The organism is Candidatus Dependentiae bacterium (assembly GCA_013821315.1).
Classification (GTDB): domain Bacteria; phylum Babelota; class Babeliae; order Babelales; family Babelaceae; genus JACDHA01.
The window spans coordinates 46,955-66,764 of record JACDHA010000003.1 but is presented as its reverse complement, the minus strand read 5'-3'; the positions used below and the strand labels follow the sequence as shown (position 1 = coordinate 66,764).

Here is a 19,810-nt window from a genome sequence, read left to right as displayed (position 1 = left end):
AGTATACTTTAGTACTACGTTCTCTTGAAAGCATTTACTTATATAGCTTATAGTTAAGAAGAGTTCCAATACAAAGGGAGTAGTTATGAACTTTTTTCTATCTCTAGCTATACTAGTTTATTTAACAGTTACCACAGCAAATGGAGCTCCAGAGCTAGCTTTAGTTCCGCGTGTTATATGTTCTAGCAAAATACAGGCAGTTAGCTTGCCTACAGGATATAGCCTAAAAGAATGGGCTCGAAAAATTGCTGCTTTAAAAGAGCGGCCTATAGAACTTTCTACTCTCCCAGCTCAGGCTGATTATCAAAAAGCAGTTTTAAATCGAGACCAATTTTTATCCACTATCACTCAATGCGCCCGGCTTATAGGCACTACTTTAAGCAACTCGAGCAACTGGATTAACCACAAATCACTTATTGAACAAGCTCCTGGCATAACTAATCTACAGCGACCAGTCGATCTTAACGATATACCAAAAAACTTTATTTTCAAACCCTACGCGCAGCGTTTAATAGTAGCGCCCAATAGCACAATAGCCCTATTTGGAGATTTGCATGGCAGCATTCATTCGCTTATGCGAGATTTACTAAAGCTGCAGGAGCTTGGGTTTATTGATAACAACTTTAAACTTAAACAGCCTAATTTTTATATGCTTTTTTTAGGTGACTATATTGACCGGGGTATTTACGGCGTTGAGTGTTTTTATACGGTAGCTCGACTTAAATTAGCTAATCCAAACCAAGTATTTTTAGTACGAGGTAACCATGAAGATTATAATATTTCAGTTTCATTTAAAAAAGGTGAATTAGCAAAACCCGAGAAAGATGTTGCTCCCAGCTTTTTACTTGAGTTACAAAGCAAATTTTCTTTAACTCCAGAACAAGAAATCATGCTTAGTCGCTTTTATGATCTCCTACCCGTAGTAGTCTATATAGGCTCTGGTACAACAGATCATATTAACTTTATGCAGTGCTGCCACGGGGGCATGGAACTGGGCTATAATCCACGAAAGCTACTTAGTTCAGTTCAACAGTATAAGTATGAACTAATAGGTACATTTGCACGCAGACACAATTTTAATACTTTTTTAAATCAGCAGTCACAAAACAGTATAAAACTAGCAAGTAATCTCGATATTTTATGTTCAGAAATACAAAATCTAGTCTTCCCTAGCCCCTATTTTACTAATCCAGTAACAGGAAGCAAAAGATGTGTAGGCTTTATGTGGAGTGACTTTTATACTAATAGTAAAAGCGCCTTTAGCCCAAACGGAGATAAGCGATTTAGCCGCTGGGTATATGGGCGCGACCTTTCACATGATATGCTTTCATGGGGCAACTCGCAACGCAGCTCACTTAAAGGTGTTATACGGGGCCATCAGCATAATAATACCACCGGTGGTCCTATGCTTGATATGATTTGTTGCTCTAAAGGGCTTGTAAACGTCTGGGATGACAATACAGTCTTTACACTTATATCATCGCCAGAGTCAAAACTAGAAAACAGTGGTGAAAACTGCTTTACTTATGATTCGTTTGCTCTCCTTAAGCCTCAAAAAATATTTAACAATTGGAAACTTGAACATTATTTTCAAGATACTGCTTACCAAAGTAAATCTTGGGGTCATAAAGTTCTTTTTTTTGATACAGATCAAACGCAGAGGCTAAAAAATTCTGTGGCAGCTGCTAAAAACTATACAAGAGCAACCACACAAGCACTAAGTAATGCGGCAAAAAAACACCAGACTGAAGTGAGGTAGGTATACCACATATAATAACTTACAGCTAAAGCAATAGAAACTATAAGCCCAAATAAGGGCATAAAGCGCTTGCTTGAAACAAAAAAAGATCCCACAACAGGTATCCAATATAAAAACATATTAAAGCTATTAGACTGTGGTGCGATAAAACTATAATAAATATGATGCTCTTGAATAACTGCTTCTGCACCATAAGTACTTAATGCCCAAAGAGAATAAGCAGCAAAAGCAATACCCCATAAGAGTAGTAAGCTCAGTACTATACGTCGACTTATATCTTTTTCAATAAGATATAAAGCAAAAGGCATAAGTATAGGCCAACCACCAAAAGCAATGCCCAAGAAAGCATATACTGCTAGCTTAACAAGTTCATGCAGTATACCATAATCATGATTAAGCCAGAGAGCCCCTTCAGCATATTGTTGAAGAGCAAAAAACATTGGCACACAAGCAAAAGGATAATACCTAGATGATCGTACACGTCGTAACGCTGTGTATCCTAACGTTGATAATAATAATGCGGCTGCAAAACTTGCTTGAACTGAAAAACACATAGTTTACCTTTTTAACATTTAGATCTAGTAATACAAGTGCTTTAGCTTAGAACAGACAAAAACAGATAGTCAATCAAATAGTTACTATCAAAGCAAGCATTTGACTAATAGTCCCAATATGTTATTATTTTATATACTAATACAGTTATTATTTCAAACACTTTTGTTTTAAGGAATTTTATGCAAGAAAAATATATACCAGCTCTACAAGCTGTTTTGAATACTATACTTGTTATAGCGTGTCTTCACTTTGGAATTCAAATTAGTCAACAGCTTGTCGCTCTATTAGGCTATGATCATTATCCTGCAATTTTATTAAGCACATTTACGGGTTTTATAGTTTTAACAGTAGGAATCATAGCATTAAAGCAACTACTAAACGCATATAAAAAAGTTTAAAATTAATTACTTAAGCGTGAACCACCAACTATTTTGCCGGCTATAGTAACTGTTTTATCGGCATGTACTATACCGTTGCTTTCTACAAATACTATATCTGCTGCTACATGGGTGGAACCGTACAAGTAAATATGAGCCGGTTTTTCTTTTGAGTTTTTTACCGTAATTGCTTGCATTTGAGAGTCTGTTATTTTTAGCATGCCGCATAGATTAATAGTATGTGCTACTGCTATGCTCTTTCCAATAAAATAGCCTTGCACACTTACCGGTCCATCAAAAAAACTACTTTGAGCTTCAACCATTCCATTAACAGTTAAGGCACCATGTACATGAGACTTACTCAAGTATGCGGTGCCATTAATAATTGCTGCTTGTAAAGCAACTTCAGTGCCAGAAAAATTTCCGTTAACAACCAAATCATGCTCAAAAGTTTTTTTACTATACACCGCTTTACCACAAAGCAACGATCCGCTGTTAAAACCTATGCAATTATCTTGAAATTTAAGTTTATTGTGTATATACCAACCAGCAGACAGTAAAAGTGCTGCCCAAAAGGCAAGTTTTAGAAGCATAAGCATATCCAAGTAAAGCTACATGTACAGATCAATTTTTCCATTATATACTAGGTATAGAGGCTTTATAAGCCCTAAACACTACTAGTTTCTCTCTCTAAGTATAAAGTAATTTAAGACAAAGAGCATGAACCCTCATGTATGCGACATGAGCTTTTCTAATGCTTTTTAATAATTTCGATAATTTAAGGATACTACTCATGAGTATTTGCGCCGGGCTTGTAGGATTACCTAACGTTGGTAAATCTACACTTTTTAATGCCCTTACAAAATCTTCTGTACCTGCAGAGAACTACCCTTTTTGTACTATTGATCCTCATATGGCATGCACAAGTGTACCTGACGAGCGTATACCAAAGCTGCAAGCTATCTATAAGTCTCCCAAATTGCTACCAGCTACCGTGCAATTTGTAGATATAGCAGGCCTTGTTAAAGGTGCAGCTTCAGGCGAAGGTCTAGGCAATCAATTTTTAAGTCATATACGAGAAGTTGATCTTATACTTCATGTGCTACGTTGTTTTGATGACCCAAATATAACCTATTCACGTACTGATGAAATAGATCCATTGATCGATTATGAAATTATTATAACAGAGCTTATGCTTAAAGATCTTGATTCAGTTGATAAACGGAAAACCAAAGCAGCACATTTAGCTAAAAGCAGTAAAAATAAGCCTGCAGAGCTTAAAGAATTAACGCTTGAACTTGAACTTCTTGAAAAGCTTACCGTAGCTCTTAATGATCTGGATTTAGCACAAGTACAAAAATTACTCCAAGAGTCTCCAGTACAAACTATACCTTTGGTATCAGCTAAAAACTTTTTAATTATTGCCAATATATCTGAAAACGAAGTAGCTGATAATGCTTACAAAAACAATAAGCACTACCAAAAATTAGTCTCTACTTTTGGGCAGGACCGCGTTGTACCAATAAGTGCACGACTTGAGTATGAGCTTAGCCAGCTTAGCCCCGAAGAACAACAAGAGATGGCATCTATGATGGGCCTTAAAGAAAAAGGCTTAGATACTATTATTGCACGCACTTACACTCATTTAGGTCTTATAACGTTCTTTACCTGTGGTCCAAAAGAAGTTCACGCATGGCCTATTAAAACAGGACTAACTATACGTCAAGCAGCGGGTGAAATACATTCAGATTTAGAGCGTGGTTTTATTTGTGCTGATATATTTAATTGCAAAGATCTTTTTGAATATGGTACAGAAGCTAAACTTAAAGAAGTAGGCAAAATTCGCATTGAGGGCCAGGATTATAAAGTACAAGATGGTGACGTGGTACACATTAAATTTAACGTTTAGTTTTTAATACGTATTAAAAACTAATAAATAAACTAATAAACGGGGTTTTAAAGGGGCACGCCCCTTTACGATTCCCCAATTAAAAATTAATTAACAAGGCACACTAACTTAGTGTGCCTTGTTGTTATGTTAATAAAACTATTGCAACTGCAAGCTTTTGTAAGCTATAATTACTAATATTAAATATTAAATTATATTTTAAAGGAGACATGCTATGGCTAAAACTAATACAAAACAAGAACAAGCTAACACGAGTACAATAACCAAACGAGGTCAAGCAGGCGGTCAAGCTCCTCACAGATGTCGTGGTCGTCAATGCAGTTCAAGTACTCAGACAAATACAACTACAAGATCTACTACTTCAAAATCGTCACAAAGTAGAGGTAATGATAACCAAGATCTTATTCTAGAAATATTTTTAGATGACATAGGGTAATCTAAAATACTTTAAACATACAAGCAGAAAGCTACTTACTAACACTACAAAAAGCAGCTTTCTGTCACTTATTCTAGCAATTACAATCATAAAGAGAGCTTAGCCATTATCCTCGTCACTTTCAGAATCAGTATCACATAGATACTCATATATAACCTTACGCTTTTTCATTACGATGTCGCTCGTTTCATCACGATTACGCTTGGCACCAGACACTACTACTGTAGTTGAACCATACAAAGTGCTTAGTATATATTTCAGTAAGTGAGTATTTCCCTGGCCTACAGCAACTTCTAGGGGTGTTAAACCTTGCTTATTTTTCTTTTGCCATACCTTATGACCTGGGTATAGGGCTAAAAGCAACCTCAGCACCTCTTGATTGTTATACAAACAAGCCAAATGCCATAGTGTATTACCATTATTATCTGTAAGGCAGAGTGAAAACAAATGTTTTAACAGTTCTTTAAACGTCGATGTATCTTGTAATTTTATAGCATCAAACAATTCTTGCTTTTTTGAATTTATAAAACTTTGAACTACTTTATTAGGATAAATACCATTCCTTAACTCTTGCCCCAACATACGAAAATTCTTGCACTCAGCAGACATAGTACAATCAGATTGATTATTTACAGCTTGTTTTACACTAGCATTTGAAGCTAAATCTGATTCAGCATCTATAGTAGCACCATGACAGAGCAAAAACTCAACCAAAGGTGTATTGTTATTTTCTGCAGCTAAAGAAAGAGGTGTATATCCGTTTAGTTGAGCAGCATTGACATCAACTCCATGCTCAATAAATAACGAAATTAATGTATTACTACCTTCTTTTAAAGCATAGTAAAAAGGTGTTTTGCTATATATATTTTTACAAGTTACATCAGCATGTTTAGAAAGTAGCAACTTAACAATGTCTTTACAACCCCTTTTTGCAGCAATATGAAGACAAGAGTTGTTGTTATAATTAAGTTTGTGTATATCAGCACCTTGCTCAATTAATAGTTGTGCTATAGGAGACCCCCCAAAACAGAGAGCCCGATATAAAGCAGTTCTTCCCATCTGCCTCTCTTGCTCATTCAGAAGAGCTCCGGCTTCAATTAATAATCGCACTATTTCTATATTATTCTTCTCTACTGCAATAATAAGAGGCGTATAGTTATTATCATGAAATCCTTGCAAGTTAGGTTTATATTTCAATAATAACTTAACTAGATAAATATTATTTCGGTCTACAGCATCAAAAAGCGCAGTGTAGCCCTCATCATCACAAGCATCTATATCTGCTTTTCCATATTTAAGTAAAAAATGAGCTATTTCAGATTGTCTCCAACGTACAGCAATAAGTAATGGAGTAGCTGTACGAACAGGATATAAGCTATTAATATCAATCTCAGAGTGTAATATCAAATCTTTTACAGCGTTGAGATTACCTTGTATTATTGCTTGACAAATCTGATCTTTAACATCTGCCATACAACAGGTTATCCCATTCAACAGATACACCACTAATAAAGAAAAAAAGATTTTTTTCATAGAGACCTTGCTATATAATTATATTTTTCTGTATTTACAATCTATAGTTTAACAATAACACGCCTCTATACTAATGTAAATTAATATATAAAATATAAAATTGATAATTTCTGATTTAATACAAAAAATATTTACTTTTGAATTATAAAATTGTTATTATAGTAAGAATAACATTCACTAAAAGCAACAGGAGGCTACCATGAATCGCAGTCAAATAATTAATGTCTTAGGAGACAAAACATATGATAGTTGTCATATAGAAGGCAGCATTAATGTCCCTTTAGAAGATCTTGCAGAGTATGTAAAACAATTCTCAAAAGAAGCTGAGATAGTTGTCTATAGTACCAACTCTCAAGATTATACTACTTACGAGGGAGCCAAATTACTAAAAGCTCTAGGATATACTAAAGTATATGCATACCTTGGCGGCTTAGCTGATTGGTATAATCAAGGCTTGCCAACTACAGGTTTATGTAAAACGGAGCTTATGCCACACTTACCTAAAGAAGAAAAAGTATACGAGCACCCTAAGGGCATAGAGTTTATTTCAGCACAAGAATTATCCCAACGCATGGATATTTTAATCTAAATTATGCCAATTTTAAATTTCAGCTTGACAAATAAAATTAAGTATGCTATGCTGATAAGTAGATAAGAGGTATTTAAAAATAAGGCAATAACTGCAAGGCTTTCTGGAGCTATGATTGTAAAAGATCCTGCGTTATTGCCTTTCTTGTTGCCTTTTTCTATTTTCGTGTACTAAAAGACTCTTTTAGGTTATTCTTAAAGGCATAACACTTTAATAATATTTTTGATCTCTCAAGGAATATATTTATGCCAATAACAGTTGATACCATTGTTTTATACGACGTACAAGAATTAAGCACTCTTCTTAAAATACATCCACGCACTTTACGTGAGCTTATCCGTTCAGGTAAACTTAAGGGTCAAAAAATTGATCAAAAATGGTATGTATCTGAAAACAATCTTCAGGAATATCGCAACGCAGCATAACTTACATGAAGCATAAAGAGCTTACTTCACGCTTACAGGCAAAATTACTCAATTTTCCGATTGCTTCTTTAGATACCCAGGAGGTTGCTCCTATTACAAGGCAACCTTTTATACTTACTGGTAATCAACAAATTAATCCCTTTTATACTTTAGATGATTTTATAAAAGATACTGTTAACGTACCTGCGAATTTCTCTACTGGGTACGCAAGTCTTGATAGTATCTGGAAAATTCCTACCCAGTCTCTTACTATTATTGCAGGACGCCCGAGTCATGGTAAAACAACCTTATTACTTAATCTTTTTTTAAATCTGATACAACATAATGCACAAGCCACTTTTCTTTTTTGTAGCTACGAAGTAACAAGAAAGCAACTTCTTTTAAATATTTTAAATAGTATCTGTAAAGTTGAACTTGACGCTCATTTTAATAATGAACTGTTAACTGCTTATCTTATGGGCACTTCGATGGCCTGGCAGACAAAGTCTCTAGTAACCGAACAGTTACAAAAAATAGAGCAAGGCAAAAAGAATCTTACTCGATTAGTAAATGATAATCGCTTAGCTTTGGTTGATGAGCATTTGTATGTTGAAGATTTAGTCTGCTTTTTAGCTAACTTTAAAGATCGCTACCCTCTTGAGGCAGTGTTTATTGATTATATACAAAAAATTAAAATCAAAGGTCGCTTTGCAAGCCGTCAGCTTGAACTTCAAAAAATATCTGAATACCTTCTTGAGGCAGCTCTTAAGCTATCATTACCCATCGTTTTAGGTGCTCAATTTAATCGTGAAGTGACTTCAAAAAGAGATATGGAAGAAAATAAATTACGTGAAGCAGGCGATATAGAACAAGATGCCCATTCTATTATAGGTATATGGAACGAGTCTAAAGCTAATGCTCACTTTACAGGCCAGCCAACACTCGAGCTAGTAGTACTTAAAAATCGCAATGGCAAAACAGGGGGCGAAGTTTCTTTAAGGTTTAAAGGATCTACTTTTTCGCTCGAAGAGCATATAGATCAATGCACTCCTGCAAAAGCTTTTATAGAGAGAAAATTTTATTAAAGCTTAGATAATTTACTAAAAGAGGCCACGCATAGTGGCCTCTTTGCTTGTTAGCTACTTACCTGGGGATCATAAGGGGCAATGCCCCTTATAATTTAACTAGCTAATTAGTTAGCAGTACAATATTTATTAAGTATAGCTCTGGCTAAACAGCTAAACTTTTTATTTACGGGCAATGGCGTTACTGTTGGTGTTGGTGTACAGTTGTTTTTAAATAGTATGATACCTGGCTGACTACCGCCTGTATTACTTACCGCTAAACATCCCGAAGGTGAATACGCTAAATCTTGCACAGAGCCTAACCCTTGAGCTTCTCCCAAAGTACTTAGAGGCGTTGCTGATAGAGAACAAGTAGCTGAATCTATGCTATAAATGTTAACATTAGTACGAGCACCATTTACTACAGCAAAACACCCTTGAGAAGAAAAAGCAAAAATTACGTCAGCATCAGTAAGAGTAACGAGTGGATTATTTTGCGCTGAACAAGTTGCAGTATCTACTTTGTATAAAGTTACAGTGTTAGTACTATTCATAACTAGATTACCTACAGCTAAACAATCAGTAGAAGAAAATGCTAGCGATAGAGGACTTACTACGCCATTAGTAATAGTACCTGTTGCAGTAGGTTTACATGTTACAGGATCAATAGTATATAAATTTACTGTATTATTACCACTATTAGCTATCGCAAGACAATCGGTAGTCGAAAAAGCTATTGCTGTAGGTAAGTTTATACCATCAGCACTTGTAAGAGTAAATAATGCGGTATCAGGTGTTGTACAATCAGCAGTGTTGGTTTTATAAAACGTTACAGTACTATCGCTACCATCGCCTATAACACCCGTATTTGCTACAACAAGACACCCACTAGCAGAATATGCTAGTGCTCTAGGATTACTAATACCACTAGCATTAGTAAGTGTTGATACAGGATTATCTTGTGTTGTACAAGTAGCAGGATCTACTTTATATATTTTAACAGTACTATCAGTTCCATTAGCGACTCCTCCTTCATCAGCAACAGCAAGACACCCATTAGATGAAAATGCAGAAGCTATAACATTAGGCGAAAAAGATCTTAGATCTACAGCCGGTGTAGCTGTAGTAGTACAATCAGAGCTAATAGTATAAATACTAACTATGCCAAAACCTCCTTGAGGTACAGCAAGGCAGCCACTAGGTGAAAATGCTAGATCACTTGCAGATATTAAACTACTTTTATTGGCAATAGTTGCTGTAGCCGCATCTGGTGTACTGCAAGTGCTAGGATCAACAGTGTAAAGAGTTACTGAATCATCGTTATTTTGAGTTCCACTATTAGCAACAGCAAGACAGCCACTAGGTGAAAATGCTACTGAAGCAGGATTACTAATACCACTAGCATTAGTAAGAGTAGAGTTAGCACTGTCAGCAACTGTGCAGAATCCCGTATTGACAGTATATATAGTTACCGTACTATCACTACCATCATTTAAACTGCCTGCATTAGCTACAGCAAGACATTCATTAGGTGAAAATACTACTGAAGTAGGATTACTAATGCCACTAGCATTAGTCAACGTAGAGTGATCATTTTCAGATGATCCCCCAAATGAACAAGTAGCTATATCTATAATGTACACAGTTACTGTACTATCGGTGCCATCACCAATAACTCCTTTATTAGCAACTGCTAAACAGGCACTAGAAGTGGAAAATGCTAAAGCAGTTGGGTTTACAATACCATAAGTAGTATCAAAGGTAAAAGCAGGAGTATCATCTACGGTACAATCAGCATTTACTTTATAGAGAGTAACTGTACTATCAGTACCATCACTTAAAATACCTGTATTAGCAACAGCAAGACATCCAGTTGATGAAAATGCTACAGCTACTGGAGAGTTAATACCATTGGTAGTATCAAGTGTAGCTACAGGAGTAACATCTACAGAACAAGTGGCTGGATCAACTTTATAGATAGTTACTGTATCATTACCTCTATTAGCAACTGCTAAGCAGCCATTTGGAGAAAATGCTAGTGCAACAGGACTATCAAGACCATTAGCATTTGTTAAAGTTGTTACAGCAACATCTTGAGCTGTGCATGTTGTAGGATCTACTTTATAGAGAGTTACTGTATCAATATTTAAAACAGCTAAACATCCTGTTGGTGAAAATGCTACTTGTCCTGGTTGATTAACACCACTCAAACTTGTTAAAGTGGCAATCGGGTTAGTTGGTACAGTACAATCAGAATTTGGTTTATAAATAGTTACTGTATTATTTCCAGGATTAGCGTTAGCTATAGCAAGGCATCCATCTTTAGAAAATGCTACTGAGGAAGGAAATGTCGCACTTGCAATAGAGGAAGACTGTTGCACAATACACGGATTACACATGGGTTGGGCACTAAAAGGCACTGCTAAAATACTTAGTAATGCAACTAAACGTATTGTCATAAAACCTCTCTTTTGAGTAACTGATTATAAAAACTCTTTACTGAGACATAACACTTTTGATCGCACTGTTTCAATAAAAAGCTAAAAGAGAATATTTTATAGTTGATTTTGGATTAACGTGGCTATAGAGAGCAAATTTTGCCAACTTGGATCTTGATCTTCACATGCCCAGCATGTAGCAATAATAGCTTGCACATATGCCCAACGGGCTAATCGTGTGCGATCAATGTGTAAAAGTTCAGAAAATTGGTTTAACCGACGAGCTATAATTTCTTGAGCATGTGCTTGCAGTATTAATTCAGGAAAAGGATTGCGTATAAATGCGCCAACTTCATAAGCTAATTCACCCGCTATTCCTTTTGGGTCTATTGCTATCCACCCTTTTTGATTACTAAACAGTATATTGCCATGATGTAAGTCGCCATGCAATAAGTAGCTTTCTTGAGCAGTTTGCAGTAACTGTTCAGCAAGCTGCCGCGCAAAAATAATAGAAGCCCTAGGAACACGCTCGTCAGTAAATGAGTACAGGACATTAAGCCATTTTTGTATGCCAAAATACTGGTGACAAGCAGGCAACTGTTTGTTGCTATGAAGCTTTTTTATTATTTCAACTGTATATATAACAGCACGATTATCAGCAATAGCAAACAATGTATCAAGTGCAGTGCCAGGAGTTATTTTTTGCAGTAATAGTGCTTTATAGGTGGCGTCAGAGTCGAGTAATGCAACACATCCTTGACCATTATAAAATTCTAGAGCTTGTTGCTCATTAGAAAAAGCAGAATCTTCTACTGCAAGCTTAAGTGCTACATGAGCTTTATATACCTGACTATAGGCTTGAACTACGTAGTTATACGATAATGTATGAAATGGCTGCACCTGCTCAAGACCCCACTTGTGGGCACAACTGGCTATGATACTCTCAAGTTGCTCAAGCCAAAGCACACCTGCTTGACCATACGTGTTTATTATAATCTCTTTAAATCTTTTAGGTACATTGCTCATAGGTTCATACTAGTAAAGAAAAAAATAAGCTCTTAAATACTTGTGCTTTAGACTACCCATTATGCACAAAATTAAGCCTAAAATATACTTATTTTTACTTATACATTAAAGTACTGCTATTTTGCTGGTATACTGAGAATTAGTATAGAGAGTAAGTTAGCTAGCAATCAGGAGAATTATGCTTAGTGTACAGCAGTATAAACTATCACATAAAACACACTTACAGCTACTGGCCAGTTTGAGTTTTTTTACTTATACCAAAAAACACTGGTCCCTTACTCATTGGTACCAAGAAATGTGCAGCGAGAAACCGTCAGAAAAGCAAAGAAAAGCATACTTGAGTGAGTAAAAAAATAAGTTAGGATAACTATTGCTCTACACAAAAGCTTAAGCTAAGCTACTTATAGTAAGCACATAGCATCAAGGAGCTCTATGCATGTTAGTAAAAAATTTTTATTTTGTCTGCTTCTTATGACTAGCACTACCTGTTTTGGCAAAACCATTATCTGGGATGTAGGTGATACACTATTTACAACAAGTAAACTAGGTGTTGCCTATAGTATAGGTTTTACACATTTTATCGCCTACATGCTTCTTGATTGGCGCAATCCCAATATTTATCCTATTATTTTTGATATTTTAGAAAAAATGGATCCTTCAGACTCTTATCCACACGAAAAAGCTACAGATTTTAAAGGAAATCCACTGCCTATTGTTATGCACAAATGGCTTGCAGGAAAAATTGAAGAAAAAGAGTTACTCGTTTCTATTAACGATTATCTTGAAAAACTTGATGCGCAGCACTACTTTGTAAGTGAACGTGAAAAAAACTTACTCAAAAGAGCATTTGAAGTTATGTTTAATCCCCAAATTTTAGCACGTTATACTTATCCACTGGCAAAAGGAATACAATTACTGCGCGATTGTGCTGAAGCCAAAGATACAAACGGTGAGCTAAAAAATACACTTATGATTCTTTCCAACTGGGATGCTGTTTCTTTTAATTTAGTACAACAGCATTACCCAGATATTTTTAATTATTTTAACACACATCACATTGTTATTTCAGGCGCTATAGGTCTTATTAAACCTCATGTTGCTGCTTTTGAGTATATTATTAATACCTGCAAACTTAACCCTGCTGACTGTATTTTTATTGATGATCAATCAGTCAATGTTCGTGCAGCTGCAACTTGTGGTATTACCGGTATACTTTTAGTTAATGGCAACTATACAGCACTAAGAGAACAGCTTAAAGAGCTTAATGTTCTTTAACGTTTATTCTTTTGCAAACTCTAATAAATCTCCCGGTTGGCAGTTAAGTGCTTGGCATAATGAAGTTAGCGTAGAAAACCGTATAGCTTTGGCTTTTCCTGTCTTTAAAATAGAAAGATTTACTTCGGTAATATCAACTAATTGTGAAAGCTCATTAAGCCTCATTTTGCGACGAGCTAATAGTTCATCCAATTTTACAATAATTTTCATAATGGTATACCAACTTATATTGTTAAGTCGTGTTCTTTTTTTAATTTGCTACTTTCTTCTATAAGGCTTGTTAAAAGAGCAAGTCCTAAGAATATCCCTATATTTATACTATCTTGGATACTTAACTGTAGAGTAAGCATTCTATGGCCAACACCTTTATGAAGTGTTGTTATAAGAGAGAGCAAGGTTACTCTTAGAGGCATATATAACGCCCATGCTAATGCTACTCGGCTTAAAAGAGTAAATAAGTGAATATTTTCAAGAGAAAAGAAATCACCCGCTTGAAAACGCTTCAGAACGCGGTTTAAAAAAACAATACCTACCCAAAGTATACTTAGAGCAATACCATCAACAATAAAACCTATACATCTATGACTAAATGGTATAGCAGATAACTCTTTAAATCGTGTTAACGCATTAGTCCCTTCACCGCTATTTTGAAAGAGTGCTGTAATAGTAGGAAAGAGATCACTTACCCAACTCAAACAGGTTACTACTGTTACTATAACCGCACAGGCAATACTCGTAATTTGAATTAATCGTGTGTATTTTGTAATAGAAACCATAAAAAACTCCTGATTTAGATAAAACAAACAAATTATCAAAAGCAATAGTACCAAAAAAATAATCGAATATCAATAATTATATATCGATATTCGATTATTTTTTTAATTTTACTAGTATTGGAGCGTAGAGCTAGGCTAAACGTGCCTCTAAAATAGATAACATTGAGGACTCTATGGGCTTTGTAGCTACTAAACGCATATCAGCAGCTTTAAGGATCTCTTCAAACTCAACTTGCGTACGCTCTTGACCACCAAATAACGTCATCATCATAAGGTCGATATCTTTACTTACGTGATAGTTATTGCCTGCAAGTATAAGTGCATCAATAATATACAGCTTGCTGTTAGGAGCCATAGCTTCTCGGCATCGTTTTACAATGCGTATGCATTTAGCTGTATCCCAATCATGTAACACCCGTTTTAAGATATAGATATCTTTTCCTGCAGGAATAGCTTGTTCATCAAAAAAGCTACCTTGAACAAAGGTAATAGTTTGAGTTTTTAAAAGTTTGTGCTGTTCTGGTGTTAAGTTAGTATAATCAAAAAGAATAGTAGTACCTAAAGAAGAATATTGTTGTTTTAAAGCAAGCAATAGCCCGCCTGTTCCTCCACCAACATCAACTATAGTTGTAGCATCTTTAAAATTCAAAGATTGCGCAATAAACATGTTTTCTTCTGATGATATATCATGCATACCATCATCAAACCTTTGCTGCAATCCAGCATCTTTTGCTATATAATCAAAATAGTTTTCACCAAAAGTGCTAGTAAAAGCTGGAATGCCCGTTTTTAGTGTATCAAGCAGATTGCCATATGAACGCCAACGGGTTTCATCTTCCATTCTTAAAAAATTAGCTACGGTAGCTGGATGATCAGATTTAATCAACTCACCTAACGGAGTAAGGGAAAACGTATTATCTTCCTGTTGTTGCACAATACCATGGCCTGCAAGCATTCTTAGAAGTCTATAGAGCATAGTTCTGTCAGCACCAACTTGTAAAGCAAAAGCATCATCTATAACATGAGGGCCCTCTTTTAAGTGATCTGCAATACGCAGTTCTGCAAACACCTGTAGTGCTCGAGACACCAAAAAGCCTCCTGATAACTGTATCAATCTAGCTCTTTGAGCTATAAATTGATCTTTCGAAGTAGTATACCTGTCCATACTAAGAGCAGCATTAGAAAAAAGTATGGCTAATAAAGCTATACGTACAGTGTTTAATTGCATGGTTACTTTCAATTATTTTTTATTTTAAAAACTTTGCTTAACTATTTCGTTTTTACTAACTGCTTATACAGCACATAATCTTCTTGCTCAAATACCATAAAACATACTTTTTTAAGGCTAGAAGCCTGATTAGTTATAAAATCACTTACTGTTTGAAAAGCAATAACACTAGCTTCTTTTTTTGGATAAGCATAAATAGAAGTGCTAATACAAGGAAAGGCAATACTTTCAGCACCTAGATGTTCAGCTTCTCGAAGACTATTAATATAAGTAGAGACAAGCAAATTTTTACGTATTACTGGATCAATTATACTCCGGCAATCGGGGCCTACCGCATGAATAATATGTTTAATTCCTCTAGTAGCAAGATTAAAACTTGGTGTAACACGTGCTTCACCTACAGGGCAACGTACGCCATCTGCTGTTTTTGGAAAAGCAAAACAGGCTTTTTGCAAAGCATCAATACCTGCAGCTCTAAAAATTGCGCCACAAACTCCTCCACCTGAAAGCAATTCCTTGTTAGCAGCATTTACAATACAGTCTACCGACTGCTGATTTATATCATCTTTTATTACTTGTATTTCTCTGCCATGTGCGTACTTTTTAGAAAGTTCTTGTGTTAAAATTCTCGATGTAAAAAAACAAGCAAAAGAGACTACTATTAAAGATTTACTATTCATATAGATTGCTTTCTATTCAATTAAGGCTTACTGTACTGCGTAAACTGCAATAGTATCAGCAATTTCTTTAGGAAGTTCTGGACTTACTACAGCATTGCCATTAGCATCCCTCGCTGTAGCTTTATTTAATACTATACTTAGTTTGGCTTGCTTAAAAAATTCAACCTTAAGTAATTGATTGATTTTTTCATACATACTATTACCAGAAACAGCATAAGCATCTTGAGCTCTTTTTGCTAAAGTGCGTAATTGAACTCGTGTAATAAACATTTTTTTAAGCATTATTTGTACTAAAGCATAATAACCTAAATCAACCGCTTTTTGACCCGTTTCTAAAGATACATTTTGAGCAAGGTCATTATACTCTTCTAGTAGTTCAACTATTTGAGCATTTCCAGATTCACGAGCATGATCAAGCGCTGTCCGATCAGCCTGATCTTTAACTGTTGCATCAGCACCTACCGCAAGAAGCAACTTTACTAGCACACTATTATTACGCAAAACAGCTCTCTGCATACAAGTAAAACCACTTCCACTATATGTTCTATTATTTAAAAATCCTTCTGAATCTTCAGAGCTATTGGGGTTATATACCTCATCAAAAGGTCTATCGCCAGCAAGAGTGTAATCAGCTCCTTTCATAAGAAGCAGTTGGGCTATTTCTGTGTAATCATTGTCTATAGCTTCATACAATGGTGTATTAACATCAAACGTATGCGCATTAATATCTGCTCCAGCATCTATAAGTGCTTGAATTGATGCTAAATCTCTTTTTTCTACCGCTATATTTAAGGGCCTATGACCATTTTCATCACGTAAATTTAACAGTGGCTTAGCCTGTAAAAGTAGTTTTACCATATCAGTATGCTTATTTGAAAGAGCATTATGTAAAGGTGAGTAATAGTCATTATCTGCACTATTAGGATTAGCTTTATATTCCATTAAAAGTGAGGCAATTTCAAAAGAACCTTTGGTAGCAGCAAGATGAAGGGGTGTCCTATGAGAGGCGTCTTCGGTATCAACTAAAGCACCTGCTTTTAATAGCAACCTTACTATTTCCACATGCCCCTTTTTAACAGCTCTATGCAGAGGTGAATATGATTCTTTATCTTGAGCATTAAGGTTAGCTTGAGCACCAATTAATAGTTTTGCTATTTGAATATCACCATTACAGGCACTATAATGAAGCGCAGCAAATCCCTCTGGACTAGTAGTGTCAACTTGGGCACCCTCACGCAATGCTTGATCTACAGCATGAATGTTACGAGATTCAGCACCCTCTAGAAGTTTTTGATTTGCTTGTTCTATTTGGGCTTTAGTATCTTTTCTTTGCCTTTTAGCCAAAGGCTCGTCCATTGCTAGAGCAGGTAGTATTAAAAAAGCTAAAATAATTGTTTTTAAGGTATACATACTATCTCTTTATAGTTATCTTGTAGTTAAGACTTTATCTTGATTGAAGCTGTAGTCTATTATTTTATTTATTAGATCAGGGGGAAGAATTCCCACAAATACTTTACTTAACGCTTTTCTTCTAAATACGTTTTTAAGGGATACTAAAGAAGGAGTATATGCTTTATGTACAATAGCCATTATAATTTCTCGAGGCAATAAATTAAAGCTACCTCTTATTTTCAAGATAGTAAGTAGAGTAATCAATTCTTTTGTATGATCGGTTATTTGTTTTAACTCTTTACCCAACTCTGTATCACCTAATGCATAATCGGCTGGTAAATGATTACCATTATCGTAGGCAAGCCTATTGGCACCACGTTTTAAAAGAAGATCTACCAAACGTCTATTGCCCTTGTAAGCAGCCATATGTAAGGGAGTCCATCCTAAATTATCTTTATTGTTAACGTCTGCTCCTCTATCAAGAGCTAAGAGAACCGTATCAAATAACTCTCTGGATACTCCTTCAAATAATTGATCATCAGCTGAAGATTTTTGCATACCTAATGCTGAAAAAACAAGTAATCCGCTGAGTGCTGTTAGTTGTCTAAATTTTTTATTCATTTATAGAGCTTTCTTTTTAAGTATATTATTATTATAGTTACTTAGCTCAGTATACAGACATTATTTAATATTTCAAATTGAGTTAACAAAAAGAGTCCTCTTAAAAAGGACTCAATTAATAATTAAAACAAATCGTTGCAGAAAGGCTACTCAGCTAGAAGCTGCTTTGCTGCACTTTTAGAGAACATAAATAACCCTAGTGCAACTAATGCTATTGATATAAAAAATGAAGTTGATACCGATTCACCTAAAAATAGCCAACCATACAGAGCTACAAAGAGAGGCCCTAAAAACTCTGCCAGGGACAAAAAAGTTACACTATATTTTTTAAGTAAAAATCCATAGGTACTTGAGCAAATAACGTTATTAACTATCACTGCGTAGGCAAGCATAGGAAGCACTGTAGGCCAAGCCAGCGATAAAGGCAACTCTTTCATGAGTAAAGCAGATCCCAAGGATAAAGAACCACCCATGAGCATACTGATAGCAATAACCTTAGGCATATTCCAACCACGCGTATTCATAAAATCCTGAGCTAGAATCCAACCATATCGGTTTACCACAATTGCACCAAAAGCGGCAAGTAACGGTATCAAGGCAGCAGTTGCAAACCCACCTTCAGCCATAAGAGAGTCAGCAAACAAGCATGCTGATCCGCCAGCTGCTACTGTCATACCCAACAACTGCATCCAACTTAGTTTTTCTGAGCGCAAAATATAACATAAAAGCGCAGTAATAAAAGGATCTAGTGTTGAAAAAAAAGTTACTTTAAACGAACTTAAATTTGAAAGCGCATACATACGCAGTGCAGTTGCACCAAAAGTTACACACAAAGCTACAGGAAGCAAATAGATAAGTGATGACGCGTTAAAAAAATCTTTTATGCCACTACGTTGTTTAAAATAGGCATAACTACACAAAATACTACCACCTAGAATATTACTCAATCCTGTAAGTGAAAATGGAGGTATCGAACCTACAAGTAATTTATTACATAAAAAAGTTGACGCTAACAAAGCATAATTGAGAAAAATAAGGAACATAGCAACCTCCCTGCTTTAAAACAGCTATTTAATACACTAATAGTATAAACAAGTACATTAAAATACAAAATACTTAACTAATTATAAGTTATAAGTATTAGTTTATACTAAATGAGAGTAAAATCAAAGTGCTTTTGGCTCGATAAGGTCTTTAGTTGATTTTTTTATTTAAAATATGAGATAATAATATTATAGTATTTAAAAAATTATTAACCAGAAAGTCATCAATGAAAAGGTTGCTTGTAATCATACTACTACTAAGCACATCTCACTTATCACTTAGCTATAAATGGACTCTCTACAATAACACTGCTACTGATATACAAATACAAATTATACCGGTTAAAGCAACTGATAGAACTACCACCTTAACTATTATTAAAGGTACTAATAAGGTAATTGATTTAGGTAATGACTACACTGGTGGAGCTCTAGCTATTCTCAACCAGCCTACAACGTAATTAAAATATATCCACTAAAAAAAGGAGTAAGAATTTCTTACTCCTTTTTTTGTAAACCTAGAACTAAGTAATTATGCCATATCCTCTTGCATATCGCCTTGAGGCTCTACAACTTCAGCAGCATAAGGCTTTTTTTTACCACAAGTATCACATGCTCCAATATGGATAAAGCTTGAAAAGACTAAAGCTGTAACAAATAAAAAATAATTAACTTTCATAAAAAACTCCCTTATTATAAATTATT

At 35.2% G+C, this 19,810-nt stretch carries 22 protein-coding genes; 9 read left to right on the top strand and 13 right to left on the bottom strand.

What is annotated here, in order from left to right:
- Positions 1-85: 85 nt before the first annotated feature.
- Positions 86-1,759, top strand: coding sequence for a serine/threonine protein phosphatase (locus tag H0X48_01360; GenBank protein MBA3953957.1), 1,674 nt, complete (start codon positions 86-88; stop codon positions 1,757-1,759).
- On the opposite strand, the gene H0X48_01355 is transcribed toward H0X48_01360, so the two are convergent.
- The gene (locus H0X48_01355) at positions 1,693-2,313 is read right to left on the bottom strand and encodes a hypothetical protein (GenBank protein MBA3953956.1); all 621 of its coding nucleotides are present in this window, start codon (positions 2,311-2,313) and stop codon (positions 1,693-1,695) included. The genes H0X48_01360 and H0X48_01355 overlap by 67 nt on opposite strands.
- Before the next feature lie 180 nt (positions 2,314-2,493).
- Between H0X48_01355 and H0X48_01350 the strand changes: the two genes are divergently transcribed.
- Positions 2,494-2,712, top strand: a complete 219-nt coding sequence (locus H0X48_01350) for a hypothetical protein (protein MBA3953955.1) — start codon at positions 2,494-2,496, stop codon at positions 2,710-2,712.
- Between the two features lie 2 nt (positions 2,713-2,714).
- Here H0X48_01350 and H0X48_01345 read toward each other — a convergent pair whose 3' ends face one another.
- Positions 2,715-3,284 (bottom strand): hypothetical protein, encoded by a 570-nt coding sequence (locus H0X48_01345; protein MBA3953954.1) that lies wholly within the window; start codon positions 3,282-3,284, stop codon positions 2,715-2,717.
- A gap of 200 nt (positions 3,285-3,484) precedes the next feature.
- Here H0X48_01345 and ychF point away from each other — a divergent pair, with 200 nt between their 5' ends.
- Together ychF and H0X48_01335 are read left to right on the top strand one after the other, a co-directional pair.
- Positions 3,485-4,600 carry a redox-regulated ATPase YchF gene (ychF, locus tag H0X48_01340; protein MBA3953953.1) on the top strand — a complete coding sequence of 372 codons (1,116 nt, stop codon included), beginning with the start codon at positions 3,485-3,487 and terminating at the stop codon, positions 4,598-4,600.
- A gap of 214 nt (positions 4,601-4,814) precedes the next feature.
- Entirely contained in the window at positions 4,815-5,036 is a 222-nt protein-coding gene (locus H0X48_01335; protein ID MBA3953952.1) for a hypothetical protein, read from the top strand.
- A 99-nt stretch (positions 5,037-5,135) separates the two neighbouring features.
- On the opposite strand, the gene H0X48_01330 is transcribed toward H0X48_01335, so the two are convergent.
- Positions 5,136-6,569 carry an ankyrin repeat domain-containing protein gene (locus tag H0X48_01330; protein MBA3953951.1) on the bottom strand — a complete coding sequence of 478 codons (1,434 nt, stop codon included), beginning with the start codon at positions 6,567-6,569 and terminating at the stop codon, positions 5,136-5,138.
- A gap of 199 nt (positions 6,570-6,768) precedes the next feature.
- On the opposite strand from H0X48_01330, the gene H0X48_01325 reads away from it, so the two are divergent.
- The 3 genes from H0X48_01325 (at position 6,769) to H0X48_01315 (ending at position 8,647) form a co-directional block, all read left to right on the top strand.
- A complete protein-coding gene (locus tag H0X48_01325) occupies positions 6,769-7,158 on the top strand; it encodes a rhodanese-like domain-containing protein (GenBank protein ID MBA3953950.1) in 390 nt (129 codons plus the stop codon).
- A 245-nt stretch (positions 7,159-7,403) separates the two neighbouring features.
- The gene (locus H0X48_01320) at positions 7,404-7,583 is read left to right on the top strand and encodes a helix-turn-helix domain-containing protein (GenBank protein ID MBA3953949.1); all 180 of its coding nucleotides are present in this window, start codon (positions 7,404-7,406) and stop codon (positions 7,581-7,583) included.
- A 5-nt stretch (positions 7,584-7,588) separates the two neighbouring features.
- Entirely contained in the window at positions 7,589-8,647 is a 1,059-nt protein-coding gene (locus H0X48_01315) for a hypothetical protein (GenBank protein MBA3953948.1), read from the top strand.
- Between the two features lie 107 nt (positions 8,648-8,754).
- Here the strand turns inward: H0X48_01315 and H0X48_01310 are convergent, their stop codons facing one another.
- Both H0X48_01310 and H0X48_01305 read right to left on the bottom strand, forming a co-directional pair.
- Positions 8,755-11,085: a beta-propeller fold lactonase family protein gene (locus tag H0X48_01310; GenBank protein MBA3953947.1), complete on the bottom strand. Its 2,331-nt coding sequence runs from the start codon at positions 11,083-11,085 to the stop codon at positions 8,755-8,757.
- A 96-nt stretch (positions 11,086-11,181) separates the two neighbouring features.
- Complete coding sequence (locus H0X48_01305) at positions 11,182-12,090, bottom strand: phosphotransferase (GenBank protein MBA3953946.1); 909 nt, start codon at positions 12,088-12,090, stop codon at positions 11,182-11,184.
- A 432-nt stretch (positions 12,091-12,522) separates the two neighbouring features.
- Here H0X48_01305 and H0X48_01300 point away from each other — a divergent pair, with 432 nt between their 5' ends.
- Complete coding sequence (locus H0X48_01300; GenBank protein ID MBA3953945.1) at positions 12,523-13,365, top strand: HAD-IA family hydrolase; 843 nt, start codon at positions 12,523-12,525, stop codon at positions 13,363-13,365.
- A gap of 3 nt (positions 13,366-13,368) precedes the next feature.
- Here the strand turns inward: H0X48_01300 and H0X48_01295 are convergent, their stop codons facing one another.
- The 7 genes from H0X48_01295 to H0X48_01265 all read right to left on the bottom strand — a co-directional run bounded on the left by H0X48_01295 (position 13,369) and on the right by H0X48_01265 (position 19,105).
- Positions 13,369-13,575 carry a helix-turn-helix transcriptional regulator gene (locus H0X48_01295; GenBank protein ID MBA3953944.1) on the bottom strand — a complete coding sequence of 69 codons (207 nt, stop codon included), beginning with the start codon at positions 13,573-13,575 and terminating at the stop codon, positions 13,369-13,371.
- 14 nt (positions 13,576-13,589) lie between these two features.
- Entirely contained in the window at positions 13,590-14,141 is a 552-nt protein-coding gene (locus H0X48_01290) for a DUF2975 domain-containing protein (GenBank protein ID MBA3953943.1), read from the bottom strand.
- A gap of 130 nt (positions 14,142-14,271) precedes the next feature.
- On the bottom strand, positions 14,272-15,369 hold the full coding sequence (locus H0X48_01285) for an SAM-dependent methyltransferase (GenBank protein MBA3953942.1): 1,098 nt from the start codon (positions 15,367-15,369) through the stop codon (positions 14,272-14,274).
- Positions 15,370-15,410: 41 nt separating this feature from the next.
- Positions 15,411-16,049 (bottom strand): macro domain-containing protein, encoded by a 639-nt coding sequence (locus H0X48_01280; protein ID MBA3953941.1) that lies wholly within the window; start codon positions 16,047-16,049, stop codon positions 15,411-15,413.
- 27 nt (positions 16,050-16,076) lie between these two features.
- Positions 16,077-17,459, bottom strand: a complete 1,383-nt coding sequence (locus tag H0X48_01275) for an ankyrin repeat domain-containing protein (protein MBA3953940.1) — start codon at positions 17,457-17,459, stop codon at positions 16,077-16,079.
- A gap of 15 nt (positions 17,460-17,474) precedes the next feature.
- Entirely contained in the window at positions 17,475-18,062 is a 588-nt protein-coding gene (locus H0X48_01270) for an ankyrin repeat domain-containing protein (protein MBA3953939.1), read from the bottom strand.
- A gap of 146 nt (positions 18,063-18,208) precedes the next feature.
- Entirely contained in the window at positions 18,209-19,105 is an 897-nt protein-coding gene (locus tag H0X48_01265) for a DMT family transporter (protein ID MBA3953938.1), read from the bottom strand.
- Between the two features lie 227 nt (positions 19,106-19,332).
- On the opposite strand from H0X48_01265, the gene H0X48_01260 reads away from it, so the two are divergent.
- Complete coding sequence (locus H0X48_01260) at positions 19,333-19,566, top strand: hypothetical protein (GenBank protein MBA3953937.1); 234 nt, start codon at positions 19,333-19,335, stop codon at positions 19,564-19,566.
- Between the two features lie 71 nt (positions 19,567-19,637).
- Here the strand turns inward: H0X48_01260 and H0X48_01255 are convergent, their stop codons facing one another.
- Complete coding sequence (locus tag H0X48_01255) at positions 19,638-19,784, bottom strand: hypothetical protein (GenBank protein MBA3953936.1); 147 nt, start codon at positions 19,782-19,784, stop codon at positions 19,638-19,640.
- Positions 19,785-19,810 lie beyond the last annotated feature (26 nt).

What these genes read in the sequence shown, in the direction of transcription:
- H0X48_01270 (MBA3953939.1), bottom strand. Translation starts at nt 18,062, where the DNA reads ATGAATAAAAAATTTAGACAACTAACAGCACTCAGCGGATTACTTGTT.
- H0X48_01295 (MBA3953944.1), bottom strand. Translation starts at nt 13,575, where the DNA reads ATGAAAATTATTGTAAAATTGGATGAACTATTAGCTCGTCGCAAAATG.
- H0X48_01350 (MBA3953955.1), top strand. Translation starts at nt 2,494, where the DNA reads ATGCAAGAAAAATATATACCAGCTCTACAAGCTGTTTTGAATACTATA.
- H0X48_01285 (MBA3953942.1), bottom strand. Translation starts at nt 15,369, where the DNA reads ATGCAATTAAACACTGTACGTATAGCTTTATTAGCCATACTTTTTTCT.
- H0X48_01255 (MBA3953936.1), bottom strand. Translation starts at nt 19,784, where the DNA reads ATGAAAGTTAATTATTTTTTATTTGTTACAGCTTTAGTCTTTTCAAGC.
- H0X48_01275 (MBA3953940.1), bottom strand. Translation starts at nt 17,459, where the DNA reads ATGTATACCTTAAAAACAATTATTTTAGCTTTTTTAATACTACCTGCT.
- H0X48_01310 (MBA3953947.1), bottom strand. Translation starts at nt 11,085, where the DNA reads ATGACAATACGTTTAGTTGCATTACTAAGTATTTTAGCAGTGCCTTTT.
- H0X48_01265 (MBA3953938.1), bottom strand. Translation starts at nt 19,105, where the DNA reads ATGTTCCTTATTTTTCTCAATTATGCTTTGTTAGCGTCAACTTTTTTA.
- ychF (MBA3953953.1), top strand. Translation starts at nt 3,485, where the DNA reads ATGAGTATTTGCGCCGGGCTTGTAGGATTACCTAACGTTGGTAAATCT.
- H0X48_01280 (MBA3953941.1), bottom strand. Translation starts at nt 16,049, where the DNA reads ATGAATAGTAAATCTTTAATAGTAGTCTCTTTTGCTTGTTTTTTTACA.
- H0X48_01320 (MBA3953949.1), top strand. Translation starts at nt 7,404, where the DNA reads ATGCCAATAACAGTTGATACCATTGTTTTATACGACGTACAAGAATTA.
- H0X48_01300 (MBA3953945.1), top strand. Translation starts at nt 12,523, where the DNA reads ATGCATGTTAGTAAAAAATTTTTATTTTGTCTGCTTCTTATGACTAGC.
- H0X48_01345 (MBA3953954.1), bottom strand. Translation starts at nt 3,284, where the DNA reads ATGCTTCTAAAACTTGCCTTTTGGGCAGCACTTTTACTGTCTGCTGGT.
- H0X48_01335 (MBA3953952.1), top strand. Translation starts at nt 4,815, where the DNA reads ATGGCTAAAACTAATACAAAACAAGAACAAGCTAACACGAGTACAATA.
- H0X48_01330 (MBA3953951.1), bottom strand. Translation starts at nt 6,569, where the DNA reads ATGAAAAAAATCTTTTTTTCTTTATTAGTGGTGTATCTGTTGAATGGG.
- H0X48_01355 (MBA3953956.1), bottom strand. Translation starts at nt 2,313, where the DNA reads ATGTGTTTTTCAGTTCAAGCAAGTTTTGCAGCCGCATTATTATTATCA.
- H0X48_01290 (MBA3953943.1), bottom strand. Translation starts at nt 14,141, where the DNA reads ATGGTTTCTATTACAAAATACACACGATTAATTCAAATTACGAGTATT.
- H0X48_01360 (MBA3953957.1), top strand. Translation starts at nt 86, where the DNA reads ATGAACTTTTTTCTATCTCTAGCTATACTAGTTTATTTAACAGTTACC.
- H0X48_01315 (MBA3953948.1), top strand. Translation starts at nt 7,589, where the DNA reads ATGAAGCATAAAGAGCTTACTTCACGCTTACAGGCAAAATTACTCAAT.
- H0X48_01305 (MBA3953946.1), bottom strand. Translation starts at nt 12,090, where the DNA reads ATGAGCAATGTACCTAAAAGATTTAAAGAGATTATAATAAACACGTAT.
- H0X48_01325 (MBA3953950.1), top strand. Translation starts at nt 6,769, where the DNA reads ATGAATCGCAGTCAAATAATTAATGTCTTAGGAGACAAAACATATGAT.
- H0X48_01260 (MBA3953937.1), top strand. Translation starts at nt 19,333, where the DNA reads ATGAAAAGGTTGCTTGTAATCATACTACTACTAAGCACATCTCACTTA.